At 72.6% G+C, this 14,619-nt stretch carries 13 protein-coding genes, 1 tRNA gene and 2 pseudogenes; 6 read left to right on the top strand and 10 right to left on the bottom strand.

The window, feature by feature from the left end:
* Both ACZ5XS_RS44990 and ACZ5XS_RS44985 read left to right on the top strand, forming a co-directional pair.
* Window positions 1-123: pseudogene (locus ACZ5XS_RS44990) on the top strand (ABC transporter ATP-binding protein); the annotation flags it as partial.
* 275 nt (window positions 124-398) lie between these two features.
* Entirely contained in the window at window positions 399-1,427 is a 1,029-nt protein-coding gene (locus ACZ5XS_RS44985) for a Gfo/Idh/MocA family protein (RefSeq protein ID WP_468661510.1), read from the top strand.
* A 79-nt stretch (window positions 1,428-1,506) separates the two neighbouring features.
* Here ACZ5XS_RS44985 and ACZ5XS_RS44980 read toward each other — a convergent pair whose 3' ends face one another.
* From ACZ5XS_RS44980 to ACZ5XS_RS44965, 4 genes are all read right to left on the bottom strand, one after another.
* Window positions 1,507-2,529, bottom strand: coding sequence for a Gfo/Idh/MocA family protein (locus ACZ5XS_RS44980; RefSeq protein ID WP_468661509.1), 1,023 nt, complete (start codon window positions 2,527-2,529; stop codon window positions 1,507-1,509).
* Window positions 2,526-3,530: a Gfo/Idh/MocA family protein gene (locus ACZ5XS_RS44975; protein WP_217241183.1), complete on the bottom strand. Its 1,005-nt coding sequence runs from the start codon at window positions 3,528-3,530 to the stop codon at window positions 2,526-2,528. The genes ACZ5XS_RS44980 and ACZ5XS_RS44975 overlap by 4 nt, the downstream gene beginning before the upstream one ends.
* 111 nt (window positions 3,531-3,641) lie before the next feature.
* On the bottom strand, window positions 3,642-4,418 hold the full coding sequence (locus tag ACZ5XS_RS44970; protein ID WP_468661508.1) for an SDR family oxidoreductase: 777 nt from the start codon (window positions 4,416-4,418) through the stop codon (window positions 3,642-3,644).
* 15 nt (window positions 4,419-4,433) lie between these two features.
* The gene (locus tag ACZ5XS_RS44965; RefSeq protein ID WP_468661507.1) at window positions 4,434-5,597 is read right to left on the bottom strand and encodes a phytanoyl-CoA dioxygenase family protein; all 1,164 of its coding nucleotides are present in this window, start codon (window positions 5,595-5,597) and stop codon (window positions 4,434-4,436) included.
* A gap of 106 nt (window positions 5,598-5,703) precedes the next feature.
* Between ACZ5XS_RS44965 and ACZ5XS_RS44960 the strand changes: the two genes are divergently transcribed.
* Window positions 5,704-6,738, top strand: coding sequence for a LacI family DNA-binding transcriptional regulator (locus ACZ5XS_RS44960; RefSeq protein WP_468661506.1), 1,035 nt, complete (start codon window positions 5,704-5,706; stop codon window positions 6,736-6,738).
* 373 nt (window positions 6,739-7,111) lie between these two features.
* Here ACZ5XS_RS44960 and ACZ5XS_RS44955 read toward each other — a convergent pair whose 3' ends face one another.
* On the bottom strand, window positions 7,112-8,275 hold the full coding sequence (locus tag ACZ5XS_RS44955; RefSeq protein ID WP_468661505.1) for a Gfo/Idh/MocA family protein: 1,164 nt from the start codon (window positions 8,273-8,275) through the stop codon (window positions 7,112-7,114).
* A 109-nt stretch (window positions 8,276-8,384) separates the two neighbouring features.
* Between ACZ5XS_RS44955 and ACZ5XS_RS44950 the strand changes: the two genes are divergently transcribed.
* Window positions 8,385-9,389 carry a LacI family DNA-binding transcriptional regulator gene (locus tag ACZ5XS_RS44950; RefSeq protein WP_468661504.1) on the top strand — a complete coding sequence of 335 codons (1,005 nt, stop codon included), beginning with the start codon at window positions 8,385-8,387 and terminating at the stop codon, window positions 9,387-9,389.
* Here the strand turns inward: ACZ5XS_RS44950 and ACZ5XS_RS44945 are convergent.
* Both ACZ5XS_RS44945 and ACZ5XS_RS44940 read right to left on the bottom strand, forming a co-directional pair.
* Window positions 9,379-9,495: pseudogene (locus ACZ5XS_RS44945) on the bottom strand (cupin domain-containing protein); the annotation flags it as partial. The gene ACZ5XS_RS44950 and the pseudogene ACZ5XS_RS44945 overlap by 11 nt on opposite strands.
* Window positions 9,496-9,645: 150 nt before the next feature.
* On the bottom strand, window positions 9,646-11,127 hold the full coding sequence (locus tag ACZ5XS_RS44940; protein WP_468661503.1) for an MFS transporter: 1,482 nt from the start codon (window positions 11,125-11,127) through the stop codon (window positions 9,646-9,648).
* A 126-nt stretch (window positions 11,128-11,253) separates the two neighbouring features.
* Here ACZ5XS_RS44940 and ACZ5XS_RS44935 point away from each other — a divergent pair, with 126 nt between their 5' ends.
* Window positions 11,254-11,424: a hypothetical protein gene (locus ACZ5XS_RS44935; protein WP_468661502.1), complete on the top strand. Its 171-nt coding sequence runs from the start codon at window positions 11,254-11,256 to the stop codon at window positions 11,422-11,424.
* 15 nt (window positions 11,425-11,439) lie between these two features.
* On the opposite strand, the gene ACZ5XS_RS44930 is transcribed toward ACZ5XS_RS44935, so the two are convergent.
* Together ACZ5XS_RS44930 and ACZ5XS_RS44925 are read right to left on the bottom strand one after the other, a co-directional pair.
* A complete protein-coding gene (locus tag ACZ5XS_RS44930) occupies window positions 11,440-12,183 on the bottom strand; it encodes an MBL fold metallo-hydrolase (RefSeq protein ID WP_468661501.1) in 744 nt (247 codons plus the stop codon).
* Window positions 12,184-12,460: 277 nt separating this feature from the next.
* Window positions 12,461-13,402: an alpha/beta hydrolase fold domain-containing protein gene (locus ACZ5XS_RS44925; protein WP_468661499.1), complete on the bottom strand. Its 942-nt coding sequence runs from the start codon at window positions 13,400-13,402 to the stop codon at window positions 12,461-12,463.
* A gap of 232 nt (window positions 13,403-13,634) precedes the next feature.
* On the opposite strand from ACZ5XS_RS44925, the gene ACZ5XS_RS44920 reads away from it, so the two are divergent.
* Window positions 13,635-13,708 (top strand) — tRNA-Pro (locus ACZ5XS_RS44920).
* Window positions 13,709-14,241: 533 nt separating this feature from the next.
* Here ACZ5XS_RS44920 and ACZ5XS_RS44915 read toward each other — a convergent pair.
* Window positions 14,242-14,619 (bottom strand): DNA-directed RNA polymerase subunit alpha C-terminal domain-containing protein (locus tag ACZ5XS_RS44915; protein WP_468661497.1); only part of this gene is annotated, 378 nt, incomplete at its 5' end.

Raw genomic sequence — 14,619 nt, 5'->3', positions numbered from 1 at the left:
GGGACCGAACTCGCCGCCCTCAAACACGAGTTGTCCCAGGTGCGAGGCGTCGACGTCGAAGAACTCCCGGAAGCGGAAGACCTCACCGCACCCGTGGCGGCCACCGGCGAGAAGAAGCCCTGAGACGGCCCCTCGGCTCGGCCCCCGGCTCCTTGACCGAGCCGGGGCCGAACGGCCGTCTGCCCACCGACCCCGCCCGGCCCGGTCGGCCGACGAGGCCGTCAGGCGCGACCTGAAGGTCCCGGCACGTCAGCCGGGTCGCCGCGCTCAACCGGGCGATGGGCGCGGGGCACCTCGTCGTCACACCGACACCCCCACCGACACCGAGGACCACGTCGAGCGCTTCCCCGACTCGACCGACAGGTTCCTGAGGTTCCGTGGCGCCTGAAGGGACGACCATGACACCCCGTGGCACGAGCGAAGAACTCGGCGTCGCCGTCATCGGCACCGGCCGGATGGGCGCCGACCATGTCCGCCGTATCCAACAGGTCACCAGCGGAGCCCGGGTGACCGCCGTGGTGGACGTCGACGCGGAGCGCGCCCGAACGGTCGCGGCCCGCGTCGACGGCTGCACCGCGTACACCGACCCGGCCTCCGCGATGGCGGCGGCCGACGTCGACGCCGTCCTCATCGCCTCCCCGGGTCCCGCCCACGAGGCCGCCCTGCTGACCGCCTTCGGACAGGGCCTGCCGGTGCTGTGCGAGAAGCCGCTCACCCCCGACGCGGCCTCCGCCCTGCGGGTGCTGGAGGCCGAGCAGAGGGTGGGCCGGCGACTGGTCCAGGTCGGCTTCATGCGCCGCTACGACGCCGAGTACCTCAGACTCAAGGCCCTCCTGGAGACAGGCCAGTTGGGCCGCCCGCTCATGCTGCACAACCGGCACCGCAACGTCGCCAGCCCGCCCGGCTTCACCAGCGCCATGCTCATCAGCGACTCCGTGGCACACGAGACGGACGTGACCCGCTGGCTGCTCGGCCACGAGATCACGGCCGTCACGGTGCTGCGCCCGACCCCCTCCGCGAGCGCGCCGGACGCCTTGCAGGACCCGCAGTTCGTCGTCTTCGAGACGGACGGCGGCGCGGTGTCCGACGTCGAGATCTTCGTCAACTGCGGCTTCGGCTACCAGGTCCAGGCCGAGGTGGTCTGCGAACGCGGCACCGCCCGCGTCGGCGACGGCCACGCCATGGTCACCAACATGGCCGGCCGCTGGGGCGGCACCATCGACCAGGACTACACCGTGCGCTTCGCCGACGCCTACGACCGCGAGATCCAGACCTGGGTCGACGCCACCCGCCGCGGCGAGACGGCCGGCCCGAGCGTCTGGGACGGCTACGCCGCGGCGGCGGTCTGCGAGGCGGGGGTACGGGCGCTGGAGGACGGCGGCCGGGTGCGGGTGGAACTCGTGGAGAAGCCCGCGCTGTACCGGTGAGCGAAGCGGTGGAGGCGGCGACCGGTGGAGGTGGCGACACCTGCCCGCCGTTTCCGCGGACAGGCGCGCACCCCGTGCATCAGCCCCCGGCCGCCATACGGGGGCGGGGCTCGAACCCCGCCGCCCGGTAGCACTCGTCGATGAGCGTCATCGTCGCCACCGCGTCGTCCGCGTCCAGCGGCACCGGTGCGCCGCCGCGCACCCGGTTCGCGAACGCCTCCAGCTGGTACGTGTACGACGACCGCGTCCCGAGCCGTTCCGTCCGCTCGCCCTCCGGCGTACGCACCACGACCCGGTCGTCCAGGTGCGGCAGGACGAAGTTGGGCGCGCTCGCCTCACCGCGGGTGCCGATGATCCGGCAGCTCATCTCCAGCTCGTCGTACGCCATGTGGCAGCGGGCCGACGCGACGGCCCCGCCCGGGTACTCCAGCTCGGCGTCCAGCCACTCGTCGACGCCGGGGGCCGCCGCGCGCTCCCCGGCCCGCGCGGAGACGAGGCGGGGCGCGCCGCCCGCCCAGGGGCCGAGCATCCGCGCCGCGTGGAGGCTGTAGCAGCCCAGGTCCATCACCGCTCCGCCCGCCAGCGGCAGCGACCAGCGCGGGTCGGCGTCGTCCGGGGCGGGGATGGCGACCCGCGTCTCCACCCGCCGCAGCTCACCGAGTTCACCGCTTTGCAGGATCTCGTGCAGGCGACGGGTGACCGGGTGGAAGAGGTAGTGGAAGCCCTCCATGAAGACGGCCCCGGACTTGGCCGCCGCCTCCCGTACCTCCGCGGCCTCCTCGGCGTTGCTCGCCGACGGCTTCTCGGTCAGGACGTGCTTGCCCGCCGCGAGGGCGGCGAGGTTCCACGGCCCGTGCAGGCCGTTCGCGAGCGGGTTGTAGACGGCCTCGACCCCGGGGTCGGCGGTCAGGTCGGCGTACGAGCCGGCCACCCGCTCCACGCCGTGCGCCGCGGCGAAGGCCTCCGCGCGGGAACGGTCGCGGGCGGCCACCGCGACGAGGCGGTGGCCGGTCGCCCGGGCCGGGTCCACGAGGGAGCGTTCGGTGATGCGTGCCGCGCCCAGTACTCCGATGCGCAGTGGTTCCCGGCCCGGTTCGCTCATGCCTGCCGTACCTCCTCGATCGTCACGGGACGGTGCTCGCCCAGCGACAGTGTGCACGCCTCGGCGATCCAGCCGGCCTCCAGGGCGTCCTCGATCGTGCAGGGGGAGGTGCGGGTGCCGGCCACGACCTCGGTGAACGCGGTGAGTTCGGCGCGGTAGGCCTCGGTGAAACGGTCCATGAAGAAGTCGTGCGGGGTGCCGGCCGGGAAGGTCACGCCGGGCTCGACCGAGCGCAGCGGCAGCTTGTCCTCCAGGCCGACGGCGATGGAGTCCGTGAAGCCGTGGATCTCCATGCGGACGTCGTAACCACGGGCGTTGTGGCGGGAGTTGGACACCACGGCGATCGTGCCGTCGTCCAGGGTGAGGATCGCGCCCGTGGTGTCGGCGTCGCCCGCCTCCTTGATGAAGTCGGCGCCCCGGTTGCCGCCGACCGCGTACACCTCGGTCACCTCGCGGCCGGTCACCCAGCGGATGATGTCGAAGTCGTGCACCGAGCAGTCCCGGAAGATGCCCCCGGACGCGGCGATGTAGGCGGCCGGCGGCGGGGCGGGGTCCAGCGTGGTGGAGCGTACGGTGTGCAGCGTGCCCAGCTCGCCGCTCCGCACGGCGGCCCGCGCGGCGACGAACCCGGCGTCGAAGCGCCGGTTGTAGCCGATCTGGATCGGCACGGCACTGCCCTGGACGGACTTCAGGACCTCGACGCCCTCCCGCATGGTGCGGGCGACGGGCTTCTCGCAGAACACGGGTACGCCCGCTTCCACGGCGGCGCGGATCAGCGCCGGGTGGGCGTCGGTCGCCGCCGCGACGACGATGCCGTCCACCCCGGCGGCCAGCACGGCCTCGGGGGAGTCCGCGACCTCGGCGCCGAACCGCTCGGCGGCGGCCTTGGCGGCGTCCGCGAACGGGTCGGCGACGACGAGCGAGGCGACCGCGTCGAGTCCGGAGAGGGTCTCGGCGTGGAAGGCGCCGATGCGGCCGAGGCCGAGGATTCCGATGCGCATGGGGGACTTGCTCCTTTTGGTGCGGGGTCTGACGAGCGGGTGGGGCTGCGAGGGGAGGAGGGGAGGGTGGAGGGCTACGAGCGGAGGAGGCGTAGGCGGGGGAGGAGAAGGTCAGTCAAGTCCGCCCAGCACGTTCTGGTCCCAGTCGATCACCGAGCCGGTGACCACCCCTGACCGGTCCGACAGGAGGAAGACGACAAAGTCGGCGATTTCGTCCGGCTGGCCCAGTTTGCCCATCGGCAGCCGTGCCGCGGCCTGCTCGCGCCAGTCGTCGTCGGCGCCGTGGAAGGCCTTCTGCGTCGCGTCCTCGCCCTCGGTGGCGGTCCAGCCGATGTTCAGACCGTTGATGCGGACCCGGTCGAAGCGGTGGGCGTGGGCCGCGTTGCGGGTCAGGCCGATCAGTCCGGCCTTCGCGGCGACGTACGGGGCGAGGAACGGCTGCCCGCCGTGCGCCGAGGACGTGATGATGTTGACGACCGTGCCGGGCGCCCCCCGGCCCACCATGTCGGCGACGGCGGCCTGCATGGCGAAGAAGGGCGCCTTGAGGTTGATGGCGATGTGCTGGTCGAACAGCTCGGGCGTGGTGTCGAGGAGCGTGCCCCGCGAGGTCAGCCCCGCCGAGTTCACCAGGCAGTCGACCCGGCCGTACGCCGTGACGACCTGCGTCACGGACGCCTTGGCCTGCTCGGCGTCCGCCAGGTCGGCCCGTACGAACATGGCCTTGCCGCCCGCGGCGGCCAGCTCCGCCGCCAGGGCCTCGCCGGGCTCGGGGCGGCGGCCGGTGACGGCCACCACCGCGCCCTCCCGGACGGCGGCCCGCGCGATGGCGGCGCCCACCCCCTGGCTGCCGCCGTTGACCAGGACGACCTTGTCGTCGAGAAGTCCCATGTTGTGCAGTCCCTTTCAGCTCGTACGGCGCTCGGCGCCGGCCCGCAGTTCGTCCCGCAGCGCCTCGGGTGTCCACGCCTGGTGCACCGCCCGCCGTACCGTGTCCGCCTGCGACGGCGGGGCCAGGCCGGCGACCGGCGGATCGCGGTCCAGGTTGGTGGGGAAGGCGTATCCCTCCGCGCTCGCCGCGATCACGTTGTGCAGCCACTCCTCGTCCGCGCCCTCGGCCCGGCGCTGCAGCAGCACGGGGTACACGGCGTTCGTGACCGCCTCGCGGTCCACCGTCTCCATCGCCCGCCCGAACGCCGAGGACACCTGGAGGAGGTTGGCCGTGCGCCGGATGTCCGTGGAGCGGTTGGTCCCGGCGGCGTGGAACAGCGCCGGGTTGAAGAAGGCGGCGTCGCCCTTGGCCAGCGGCAGCTGGATGTGCCGCTCCTCGAAGTACGCCCGGAACTCGGGCAGGCGCCACGCCAGATATCCCGGCTCGTAGGTCTGCGAGTACGGCAGGTACAGCGTCGGCCCGGACTCGACCGGCATGTCGCAGTGCGCGACCGCGCCCTGCAGGGTGAGCACGGGGGAGAGGCGGTGCACGTGCGCCGGGTAGGCGGCCGCCACCTCGTTGGACAGGAAGCCCAGGTGGTAGTCGCGGTGCGCCGTCTGCGCCGCGCCGCCCGGGTTGACCACGTTCACCTGCGAGGTGACCTGGTAGCCCGGACCCAGCCAGGCGGCCGAGACCAGCGCCAGGAGGTCGTTGGCGTAGTAGTCGGCGAATGCCTCCGGGTCGTACCGGGCCGCCTTCTCCAGGGCGTTCCAGACCCGGTCGTTGGCGCCGGGCGTGGCGAAGTGGTCGCCGGCCGTCGTCCCCGAGGCGTGCTGCTCGGCGATCAGCGCGTCGAAAACGGCGGAGAGCCGGTCGACGACCGCCGCATCCGGGAAGGCGCCCCGGAAGACCACGATGCCGGGCCCGTCGGTGAGAGCGCGGACCAGTTCGGCCTGGACCTCGCGCCGGTCGGCGGCGCGCAGCCGCGCACTGTCGTAGACCAGGACGTCGCGCTCCACCGAGGCGGCGTACGGGTAGTCGGCCAGGTCCGTCGAGCGCTCGACGAGCGACCGCAGATCGGCCAGGTCGCAGTCCTGCTCGGACAGCCAGGCGCGGCGTTGCACGGAGGTGAAGGACATCGTCGTCCTCTCGATGACAGGTATGACTCGGCGCTGTCATTCTTGTCATGACAAACCCCTCGGACAACCGGCAGCGAGCCATCAAAAACCCCTCAAGGAGCCTCAGGTGGGCCATCCCTTCCCGATCCGGGAGATCGCACGTCAGGCGGGCCTGAGCGAGGCCACCGTCGACCGGGTCCTCAACGGGCGGGGCGGCGTGCGCGAGAGCACCGCGCGGGAGGTCCGGCAGGCCATCGCCGACCTCGACCGGCAGCGCACCCAGGTCCGGCTGGTCGGCCGCACCTTCATGATCGACATCGTGATGCAGGCACCGGAGCGGTTCTCCACCGCCGTCCGCGCCGCCCTGGAGGCCGAGCTGCCGTCCCTGCACCCGGCGGTCGTGCGCTCGCGCTTCCACTTCCGCGAGACCGGCCCGATCCAGGAACTCACCAGGACCCTGGACCGGATCGCCCGGCGCGGCTCCCAGGGCGTGGTCCTCAAGGCCCCGGACGTCCCCGAGGTGACCGCGGCCGTCGGCCGGCTCGCAGAGGCGGGCATCCCCGTCGTCACCCTGGTCACCGACCTGCCCGCCACCGCCCGCCTCGCCTGTGTCGGCAGCGACAACCGGGCGGCCGGCGCGACCGCCGCTTACCTCATGGGCCAGTGGCTCGGCGACCGCCCCGCCAACGTGCTCACCAGCCTCAGCAGCGGCTTCTTCCGCAACGAGGAGGAGCGCGAGATGGGCTTCCGCAGCGCCATGCGCACCCTGCACCCGGCCCGCACCCTGGTCGAGATCGCCGAAGGGCAGGGCTTGGACGCCACCCAGTACGACCTCGTCCGGGCCGCGCTGGAACGCGACCCGGAGATCCGGGCGGTCTATTCGATCGGCGGCGGCAACATCGCGACCCTGCGCGCCTTCGACGACCTGGACCGCCCGTGCGCGGTGTTCGTCGCCCACGACCTCGACCACGACAACACCCGGCTGCTGCGCGAGCACCGCCTGTCGGCCGTGCTCCACCACGACCTGCGCCAGGACCTGCGCGAGGCCTGTCACCTCGTGATGCGCGCCCATGGCGCCCTGCCGCCGGCGGGGCCCACACTGCCGTCGGCGATCCAGGTGGTCACGCCGTACAACATGCCGCCCCAGGCGACGGCCGGCTGAACCGGCGGCCTGGGGCGGGCCCTGCGAGGGGGAGTGCCAGTCCTGCGGCGCGGGCGATCGGCCGGCGCGACCCGTCCGGCGCTGCGGTGGCCGCTGATGCCCGCGGCCGGCAGCCAGTGGCTGAGGACGGCACCTGTCAGCGGCGCGAGGGGACGAAGTACAGCGGCACTTCGACGATGAGCGCGGCCACGGCGGCGATGCCAGCGAGGCCGGTCAGGCGCCTGTCGAAGGTCTCGTTCACGGGTTCCCCCGAGTGTCGGTGGGCGGCTCGGCGTCGGCGTGCTCGCCGCCACCTCGATGCCTGCCGTCCCGGGGGCGCGCCGTCTCTGGGCCTGAGCGCCGGATCGGGGGCGGCACCCTACGGTCCCTACAGTCACCCTGCCCGGTGTACGGCCACCCAGGCACCGCTCTCGGCCGACCGCACCATCGCCTCCAGTGCGGCGGCGCTGTGCACGGCGTCCGTGAGCGTGGCCCCGTGCGCGGTGCCCTCGGCGATCGAGCGGAGGAAGCGGCAGGCCTCGATCACCTTGAGGTCGTCGTAGCCCATGGCGTTGGCGGAGCCGGGCTGGAAGGCCTCGTACTCGCCCTCGCCGGGGCCCACGTACACCGTGCTGACCGGCTGGTCCTGGTACCGGTCGCCGCGGCTGACGCCGAGTTCGTTCATCCGGCGGAAGTCCCAGAACACCGCGCCCTTGGTGCCGTGCACCTCGAAGCCGTAGTTGTTCTGCTCGCCGACCGAGACCCGGCAGGCCTCCAGAACCCCGCGCGCGCCGGAGGCGAAGCGCAGCAGGCAGCTCACGTAGTCCTCGTTCTCGACCGGGCCGAGCTCGCCGCCGGACGCACGGAGGTGACCGGCCGTGGCGCCGGTGGGGCGGGCCCGCTCCGGGACGAAGACCGCGGTGTCGGCGGTCAGGGAGGCGATGTCGCCGAGCAGGTGGCGGGCCAGGTCCACGCCGTGCGAGGCCAGGTCGCCCAGCACTCCGCTGCCGCCCCGCTCCCGCTCGTACCGCCAGGTCAACGCCCCCTCGGGATGCGCCGCGTAGTCGCTGAACAGGCGGACGCGGACATGGGTGACGGTGCCGATCGCGCCGCTGCCGATCAGCTGCCGGGCCGACTCGACGGCGGGCGCGTTGCGGTAGTTGAAGCCGACCGCGCCCTGCACGCCGGCGGTCGTCACGGCGTCGGCGACCGCCCGGGCGTCCGCCAGGGTCAGACCGACCGGCTTCTCGATCCAGACGTGCTTGCCGGCCTCGGCCATCGCGACGCCGATCTCCCGGTGCAGGAAGTTCGGCGCGGTGATGCTGACGGCCCGCACCCGCGGATCGTCGGCCACCTCGCGCCAGTCCCGGACGGCCGTGGCGAACCCGAACTGCTCGGCGGCCTCCTCGGCCCGCCCCGGCACCTCGTCGGCGACCGTCACCAGCTCGGGGCGCAGGCCGAGCTTCGGATAGTGGTGCAGCACACGGGCGTACGCCTGGGTGTGCACCCGGCCCATCCAGCCGAATCCGACGACGGCGACACCGAGCGTATCCACCATGAGCCCCTTTTTGGACCGGTCCATGAACTGTCCAAGCCACCCTGAGCAGGCTTTTCCCATGTGTCAACCCCTTTGACAAGGTGGCGTGCCGCATGGAACGGTCCACAGCATGAGACAGCCGACGATCCGGGACGTGGCCGAGAAGGCCGGCGTCTCCAAGTCGCTCGTCTCGCTCGTGATGCGCGGCTCCGACCAGGTCCGCCCGGAGAAGCGGGAGGCCGTACTGCGGGCGGTGCGGGAGCTCGGCTACCGTCCCAACGCCGCCGCGCGCAGCCTCAGCGAACAGCGCACCCGCACCATCGGGGTCCTCCTCAACGACCTGCGCAACCCCTGGTTCGTCGACCTCCTCGACGGCCTGAACCCGCTCCTGCACGAGCACGGCCTGCACATGCTGCTGGGCGACGCCCGCCTCAACCGCCGCACGGGCCAGGACCTCGCCCGGCCCTTCCTGGACCTCCAGGCCGACGGCCTGGTCGTGGTCGGCACCCTGCCCGACCCGGCCGCTCTCGGCACCGTCGCCGAGCGGATACCGGTCGTCGTCGCGGGCGCCCGTGAACCCGTCCCGCCCGGCGTCGACGTGGTCGCGGGCGACGACGAGCACGGCGCCCGGCTGGTCACCGAACACCTCATCGGCCTCGGCCACCGCCGCGTCGCGCACATCGCGGGCTACGGCGCCGTCGGCGAGCTGCGCCGCCGCAGCTTCGAGGCGGCCATGCACGCCCACGGCCTCGCCGACCAGGCGCTCGTCGAGACCGGCGACCTGACGGAGGAGGGCGGCTTCCGGGCCGCCGTACGGCTGCTCGGCCGCCCCGGGCGGCCCACCGCCGTCGTCGCCGTCAACGACATCACCGCCGTCGGCGTACTCTCCGCCGCCGCGGAACTCGGCCTGCGTGTCCCTCACGACCTGTCCGTGACCGGCTACGACGACACGAGCATCTCCCGGCTGCGCCATCTGTGGCTCACCACCGTCGACAACGCCGGCCACGAGGTCGGCCGCCGCGCCGCCCGCTGCCTCCTCGACCGCTTCGACGGGGCCCAGGGAGCGGGGCGGCTCCACCTGGCCACGCCGACGCTGGAGATCCGCGGCACCACGGCCCCGCCGCTCACGGATTGATCGCGTACGCCTTCCGAAGGGTTTCGTGCACCGTCCACGTCGTACGATCGCCCGCGCGCAGTACGGCCATGTCCCCGGGCCCGACCGTCAGCGTCGGGACAGCCGCCGGTACGACGCGTCGTGGCTGCCGGTGACGGCACTCGCCTCCGCCCCCGCACTCGGTACGCCCACCTCCTGCGCGCCCTCGTGGTGGCATCCGAGGCGGCCGCCCCCGTCGTCCGGGTGGCGGCCGCCTCAACGCTCGTAGGGCGTGCGGTCACACCTTGGCCGCGGTGACCTCCGTGGTCTCGGCCGGGCCGTCGGCGGAGGGTGCGGTCTGCGGGGTGCGGTGCCGGGGGATGAAGGTGGCGATGAGGAAGGCGAGGAGGGCCGCCCCGGCGCCGAGGGCCATGACGACCTTGAAGCCGTTCTCCGAGGGGAGGGGGTAGCCGCCGAAGTCGGTGGTCATCTGGGCGAGGATGACGCCGGCGATGGCGCTGGCGAAGGACGTGCCCAGGGAGCGCATGAGGGTGTTGAGGCTGTTGGCGGCGCCGGTCTGGGTGGGGTCGACGGCGCCCATGATGAGGGCGGGCATCGCTCCGTAGGTGAAGCCGATGCCGCCGCCGATGATGCAGTAGACCAGGACGAGGTGCCAGACCTCGGACATGAGGACCGTGTTGAGGCTGTAGCCAAAGGCCACGATCAGCGCGCCGATCATCAGCGTGAGCCTGGGGCCCTTGGCCTTGGTGATGGCCGCGGACACGGCGGACATGGCCATCATGACCAGGCCCTGCGGGGCCAGCACCAGGCCGACGGTGAGCATCGACCTGCCGAGGCCGTAGCCGGTCTGCTCGGGCAGCTGGAGCAGCTGCGGCAGCACCAGGGACATGGCGAACATCGAGAAGCCGAGCGCGACGGAGGCGAGGTTGGTGAACAGCACCTGCGGGCGGGCCGTGGTACGCAGGTCGACCAGCGGGCGGCTGCTGCGCAGCTCGTAGAAGCCCCAGGCGAGCAGGATCGCGACCGAGGCGATGCCGAGGCCGAGCGTGGTGACGGAGGTCCAGCCCCAGTCACCGCCCTTGGAGACGGCCAGCAGCAGGGTGACCAGTCCGGCCGACAGGCCCAGCGCGCCGACCAGGTCGAAGCGTCCGCCGGCCCGCACCTCGGACTCCGGCACGACCAGCAGCACCAGCACGAAGGCGACGGCGCCGAGGCCGGCGGAGGTCCAGAACAGGAGGTGCCAGTCCCACTCGTCGGCGATGAAGGCCGCGGAGGGCAGGCCCAGGGCGCCGCCGACGCCGAGGGACGCGCTCATCATGGCGGTCGACCCGGCGAGCCGTTCGGCGGGCAGGAGGTCGCGCATGATGCTGATGCCGAGCGGGATGACACCGGCGGCCAGGCCCTGCAGGGCGCGTCCGGCGATCATCGGGATGACCGAGTCGCTGAGCGCGCAGACGACGGAGCCGGCGATCAGCAGGACGATGCTGACGAGCAGCATGCGGCGCTTGCCGTACATGTCGCCGAGGCGGCCGACCACGGGGGTGGCGACGGCGGCGGCGAGCAGGGTGGCGGTGACGGCCCAGGCGGTGTTGGACGCCGAGGCGTCGAGGAGCTTGGGCAGTTCGGGGACGATCGGGATGACCAGGGTCTGCATCAGCGCGACGACGATTCCGGCGAAGGCCAGCACCGCCACGACGGCGTTCGACCTCGGCGGCGCGGATGTCCCCGCTGCGGCGGGTCGGGCGAGGGCGTCGGACATGGCAAAGGCCTCCGGTCAGAGCAGGGGGGTTCGATTCACGGTATTGCTTGACTCACTCAAGCTAATCTCAATTGATTGACTTAAGCAAGCGGAAGAGGGCCCCGCCCGCCCGAGAGGAAAACAAGGATGCCCTCCTCCCCCTCCGTCCTGGCCGCCCGCGGCAGCGGACTGGCTCTCCTGGTCGTCGGCCTGTGCTGGCTGGCCGTCCTCTTCGCCCAAGAGCGCCGAGCAGAACCTCGTCGGCGCTCACTGACCAGCGAGCCGCGGGCGAGAGAAAGCACGCCGGCCACGGTGTGAACGCGGCGGCCGGCGTCAGAGGTCGATGACCAGCCCCGGAGTGGCGACGCCCACCGGGCGGACGCAGGCTTCCGCGGCTGCCTTCACGGCCTCCGAAGGGTCCGTGCCCGGCCACAGGTGCGTGAGCAACAGCCGGGCCACGTCCGCCTGTCGGGCGTACTGGCCGGCCAGCCGTGCGGTCAGCAGGTACGGCGCGTCGGTGGGGGAGGGGACCCGGTGGACGTACGTGGCTTCGGACAGGAAGAGATCCGCACCTTCGGCGAGGCGCGGAATGTCGTCGCTGGGACCGGTGTCGCCCGTGTAGACGAGCACGGACTCGGGAGTACGGAGCCGGATGCCGGCATTGGGCACGAAGTGCGGCAACAGCCGGGTGTCGGCCGTGAACGGGCCGATCTCCAGCCGCTCGCCGGGGTGGAACCCGTGCACACGGTAGGCACCGGCGAGCATGCTCGGCTTGTCGAGGGCCAGTACGGCGTCCACGGCGCCGTGGGGCGCGAAGACGGGCAGGGCCTCAGGCGGGGCGTCGCTCAACCCCCGTGCGCGCAGCAGGGGGTTGAGGTCGGCGCAGTGGTCGGGGTGGCCGTGGCTGACCAGGACGGCGTCGATCGAGTCGACCGTGGTGTGCAAAAGCAGCCGAGGCAGCGTGGCGTAACCGGGATCGACGAGCAGCCGGAAGCCCGCGTATTCGACGAGGTAGCCGCTGCACGCCTGGTTGGCGGTGGGCCAGGCGCCGCAGCCGCCGAGAACCGTCAGTCTCATGGCAGAACCCTAACGGCGCCTCCCGTGCCCGGGTCGAACCGCTCCGGCTCGGTCACCTCACCGTCGACCCCACCTCCGCCTGGCCCTTGAGGACCGTCACGCGCTCGTCGCAGTCGACACACGCGCGGTTCGCCGGGCCGTCCGGCACGCACGCCGACACCGTCGACATGCCGGACGTGCTCGAGCGCGCCCTGAAGGCCGTGTCCCGAGGGCGCCACCGCGGTCGCCGACGCCCTCGTCACCCCGCTGAGGGCGCCCCGGAGGCGAACGAATGTCCTCAGGAGCGGACGGCCTCCTGTACGTGGCGGGCGATCAGCGCGTACGTCTCCCGCGCCTTCTCGTCGTCCGAGCCGTCGTACCCGTGGTCCGCCCCGGCCACGTCGTGGTGCCCGACCAGGGACCCCGTCTTCCGCAGCCGGTCGGCATAGCTCACGGCCTCCGCCCGCAGCAGGTCGTACTCGGCCGTGACGACCAGGGCCGGGGCGATGCCTGCCAGATCCGCGGTGTCGGAGGGGTGGGCGGGCGACACCAGCCGATCGGTGCGCAGCCGGACGTCCGGGACGTACGACGTGTCGAAGACGTCGGCCATCCAGGGCCGCAGCATCGGCCGGTCGACGGCGGCGCGCTTGTGCCGGGCACCGGTCGCGAGGTCCAGCGGGGGGTAGTGCAGGACCTGGAGCGCGATCGGGGGACCGCCCTCTTCGAGCGCCTGGCGCGCCACGGCCGCGGCCAGCCCGCCGCCCGCGCTCTGCCCGCCCACGGTGAGGCGGCTGCCGTCCCAGCCGTGTTCGGCACCGTGCTCGGCGACCCAGCGGACGACCTCGTACGCCTGCCTCGGCGGAGCCGGGAACGGGTGTTGCGGGGCGACCACGTAATCCACGTTGATCACCACGACCCCCGCCTGTGCGGCGAGGAAGCGGCACAGCGGGTCGTCCAGCTCCGTGAGCGACATGACGTAACCGCCGCCGTGGAAGTTGACGTGCACCGGCGGCGCCGCCTCGCCGGCCTCTTCAGCCGCGGGCAGGTACACCGTCACCCGGGCCGGGGCGATAGCCGTGGGGATGGTCAACTCCCGTACCGTACGGGGGAATTCGGGGAAGCGGGCGTGCGAGGACGCCGCCGAGCCGCGCCCGCCGGAGCGCCGGTCGGCGAGCAGGGTCATCCGTTGCATCGTCTTGGCGGCGAGGGTGGCCACCGCCGGCCGGGCCAGGAGAGGCATGTGGCTCCGTTCGCTGGGACTGCGGCGGCCCGAGGGAGGGTCTGCGCCTGACGGGCGGCGTGCCGACGCAGGCGACGCCGGTGCCGCCGGTGCCGAATTTACTTGAGTCAGGCAATAAAAGGCTAGGGTGTTGATCTCAGCGCGGGGGGCCCCGGCTGACCCGCACACATGGGGTAGGGTTGATCCGCGTGCTCACACGGTGTCCTCACATGGATGCCTTGGGGGAACGCACCGGGACGTGGCGCAGCTTGGTAGCGCACTTGACTGGGGGTCAAGGGGTCGCAGGTTCAAATCCTGTCGTCCCGACTTTACGAAGTCGCAGGTCAGGGGCCGTTTCAGAGAAGATCTGAAACGGCCCCTCGATCATTCGGGCGGCACACCCGTCGAGTCCTCTCAGGCAACTGTCGTCCCCGCATCGCATCTGATGGGGCGTGACCTGACGACGAGTCCTGGAGCCCTGGCGGCTCCCCGGGTCCGGGACCGCCCGCGGTGGGGCGGAATTCCGTAAAGGGTGGGGGACCGGCCGGTCGCCACGGCACTCATCGCTTCGGCCGTCATCCGGCCCTCCGCTGCCCCGCCTCATGCGAGGCGGGAGGCAGGGAGCCGGCTCAGCGCGCGTGGAGCGCGGCGCGCCCGCGGACACCACCCCTGAGGGGCGTGGTCGCGTCGGGGAGGGCAATCCGCCGGCCGGCCGAGCTGCGCCGCTCTGTCGCGTGGCTGCCTTCGCCAGGGTGTGACCGGGCGCGGAGCCGGCCGAGGGCGCCCAGCGGGCAGGGAACCGGGTGAAGGTTCTCCTGCCCCCATCGCGACGTGTTGCTATGGCCGGCGCAGCGCGGCGTTCAGTATTGCTCGGTCTCGACGAAACCCCCGTCCGCGTCGTCGTCCGCGCCGAGTGCGGCGGCGGTCGGGTCGAATCCGGGCGGGCTGTCCTTGAGTCCCAGGCCCATGCCGGCGAGCTTCGCCTTGACCTCGTCGATGGACTTCGCACCGAAGTTGCGGATGTCCAGGAGGTCGGCCTCGGAGCGGGCGACGAGCTCGCCCACGGAGTGGACGCCCTCGCGCTTGAGGCAGTTGTACGACCGGACGGTGAGGTCGAGGTCCTCGATCGGCAGTACCAGGTCGGCGGCCAGGGCGGCGTCCGTGGGGGACGGGCCCATGTCGATGCCCTCGGCGTCGATGTTGAGCTCGCGCGCCAGGCCGAACAGCTCGACCAGGGT

The sequence above is a fragment of the Streptomyces sp. NPDC033131 genome, from assembly GCF_055578365.1.
The sequence above is the reverse complement of the archived record's forward strand: the minus strand, read 5'-3'. Positions and strand labels throughout refer to the sequence as shown.

Excerpts from the sequence above, each read along its gene's own strand:
- ACZ5XS_RS44985 (WP_468661510.1), top strand. The coding sequence starts at position 399 with ATGACACCCCGTGGCACGAGCGAAGAACTCGGCGTCGCCGTCATCGGC.
- ACZ5XS_RS44980 (WP_468661509.1), bottom strand. The coding sequence starts at position 2,529 with ATGAGCGAACCGGGCCGGGAACCACTGCGCATCGGAGTACTGGGCGCG.
- ACZ5XS_RS44975 (WP_217241183.1), bottom strand. The coding sequence starts at position 3,530 with ATGCGCATCGGAATCCTCGGCCTCGGCCGCATCGGCGCCTTCCACGCC.
- ACZ5XS_RS44970 (WP_468661508.1), bottom strand. The coding sequence starts at position 4,418 with ATGGGACTTCTCGACGACAAGGTCGTCCTGGTCAACGGCGGCAGCCAG.
- ACZ5XS_RS44965 (WP_468661507.1), bottom strand. The coding sequence starts at position 5,597 with ATGTCCTTCACCTCCGTGCAACGCCGCGCCTGGCTGTCCGAGCAGGAC.
- ACZ5XS_RS44955 (WP_468661505.1), bottom strand. The coding sequence starts at position 8,275 with ATGGTGGATACGCTCGGTGTCGCCGTCGTCGGATTCGGCTGGATGGGC.
- ACZ5XS_RS44950 (WP_468661504.1), top strand. The coding sequence starts at position 8,385 with ATGAGACAGCCGACGATCCGGGACGTGGCCGAGAAGGCCGGCGTCTCC.
- ACZ5XS_RS44940 (WP_468661503.1), bottom strand. The coding sequence starts at position 11,127 with ATGTCCGACGCCCTCGCCCGACCCGCCGCAGCGGGGACATCCGCGCCG.
- ACZ5XS_RS44935 (WP_468661502.1), top strand. The coding sequence starts at position 11,254 with ATGCCCTCCTCCCCCTCCGTCCTGGCCGCCCGCGGCAGCGGACTGGCT.
- ACZ5XS_RS44930 (WP_468661501.1), bottom strand. The coding sequence starts at position 12,183 with ATGAGACTGACGGTTCTCGGCGGCTGCGGCGCCTGGCCCACCGCCAAC.
- ACZ5XS_RS44925 (WP_468661499.1), bottom strand. The coding sequence starts at position 13,402 with ATGCCTCTCCTGGCCCGGCCGGCGGTGGCCACCCTCGCCGCCAAGACG.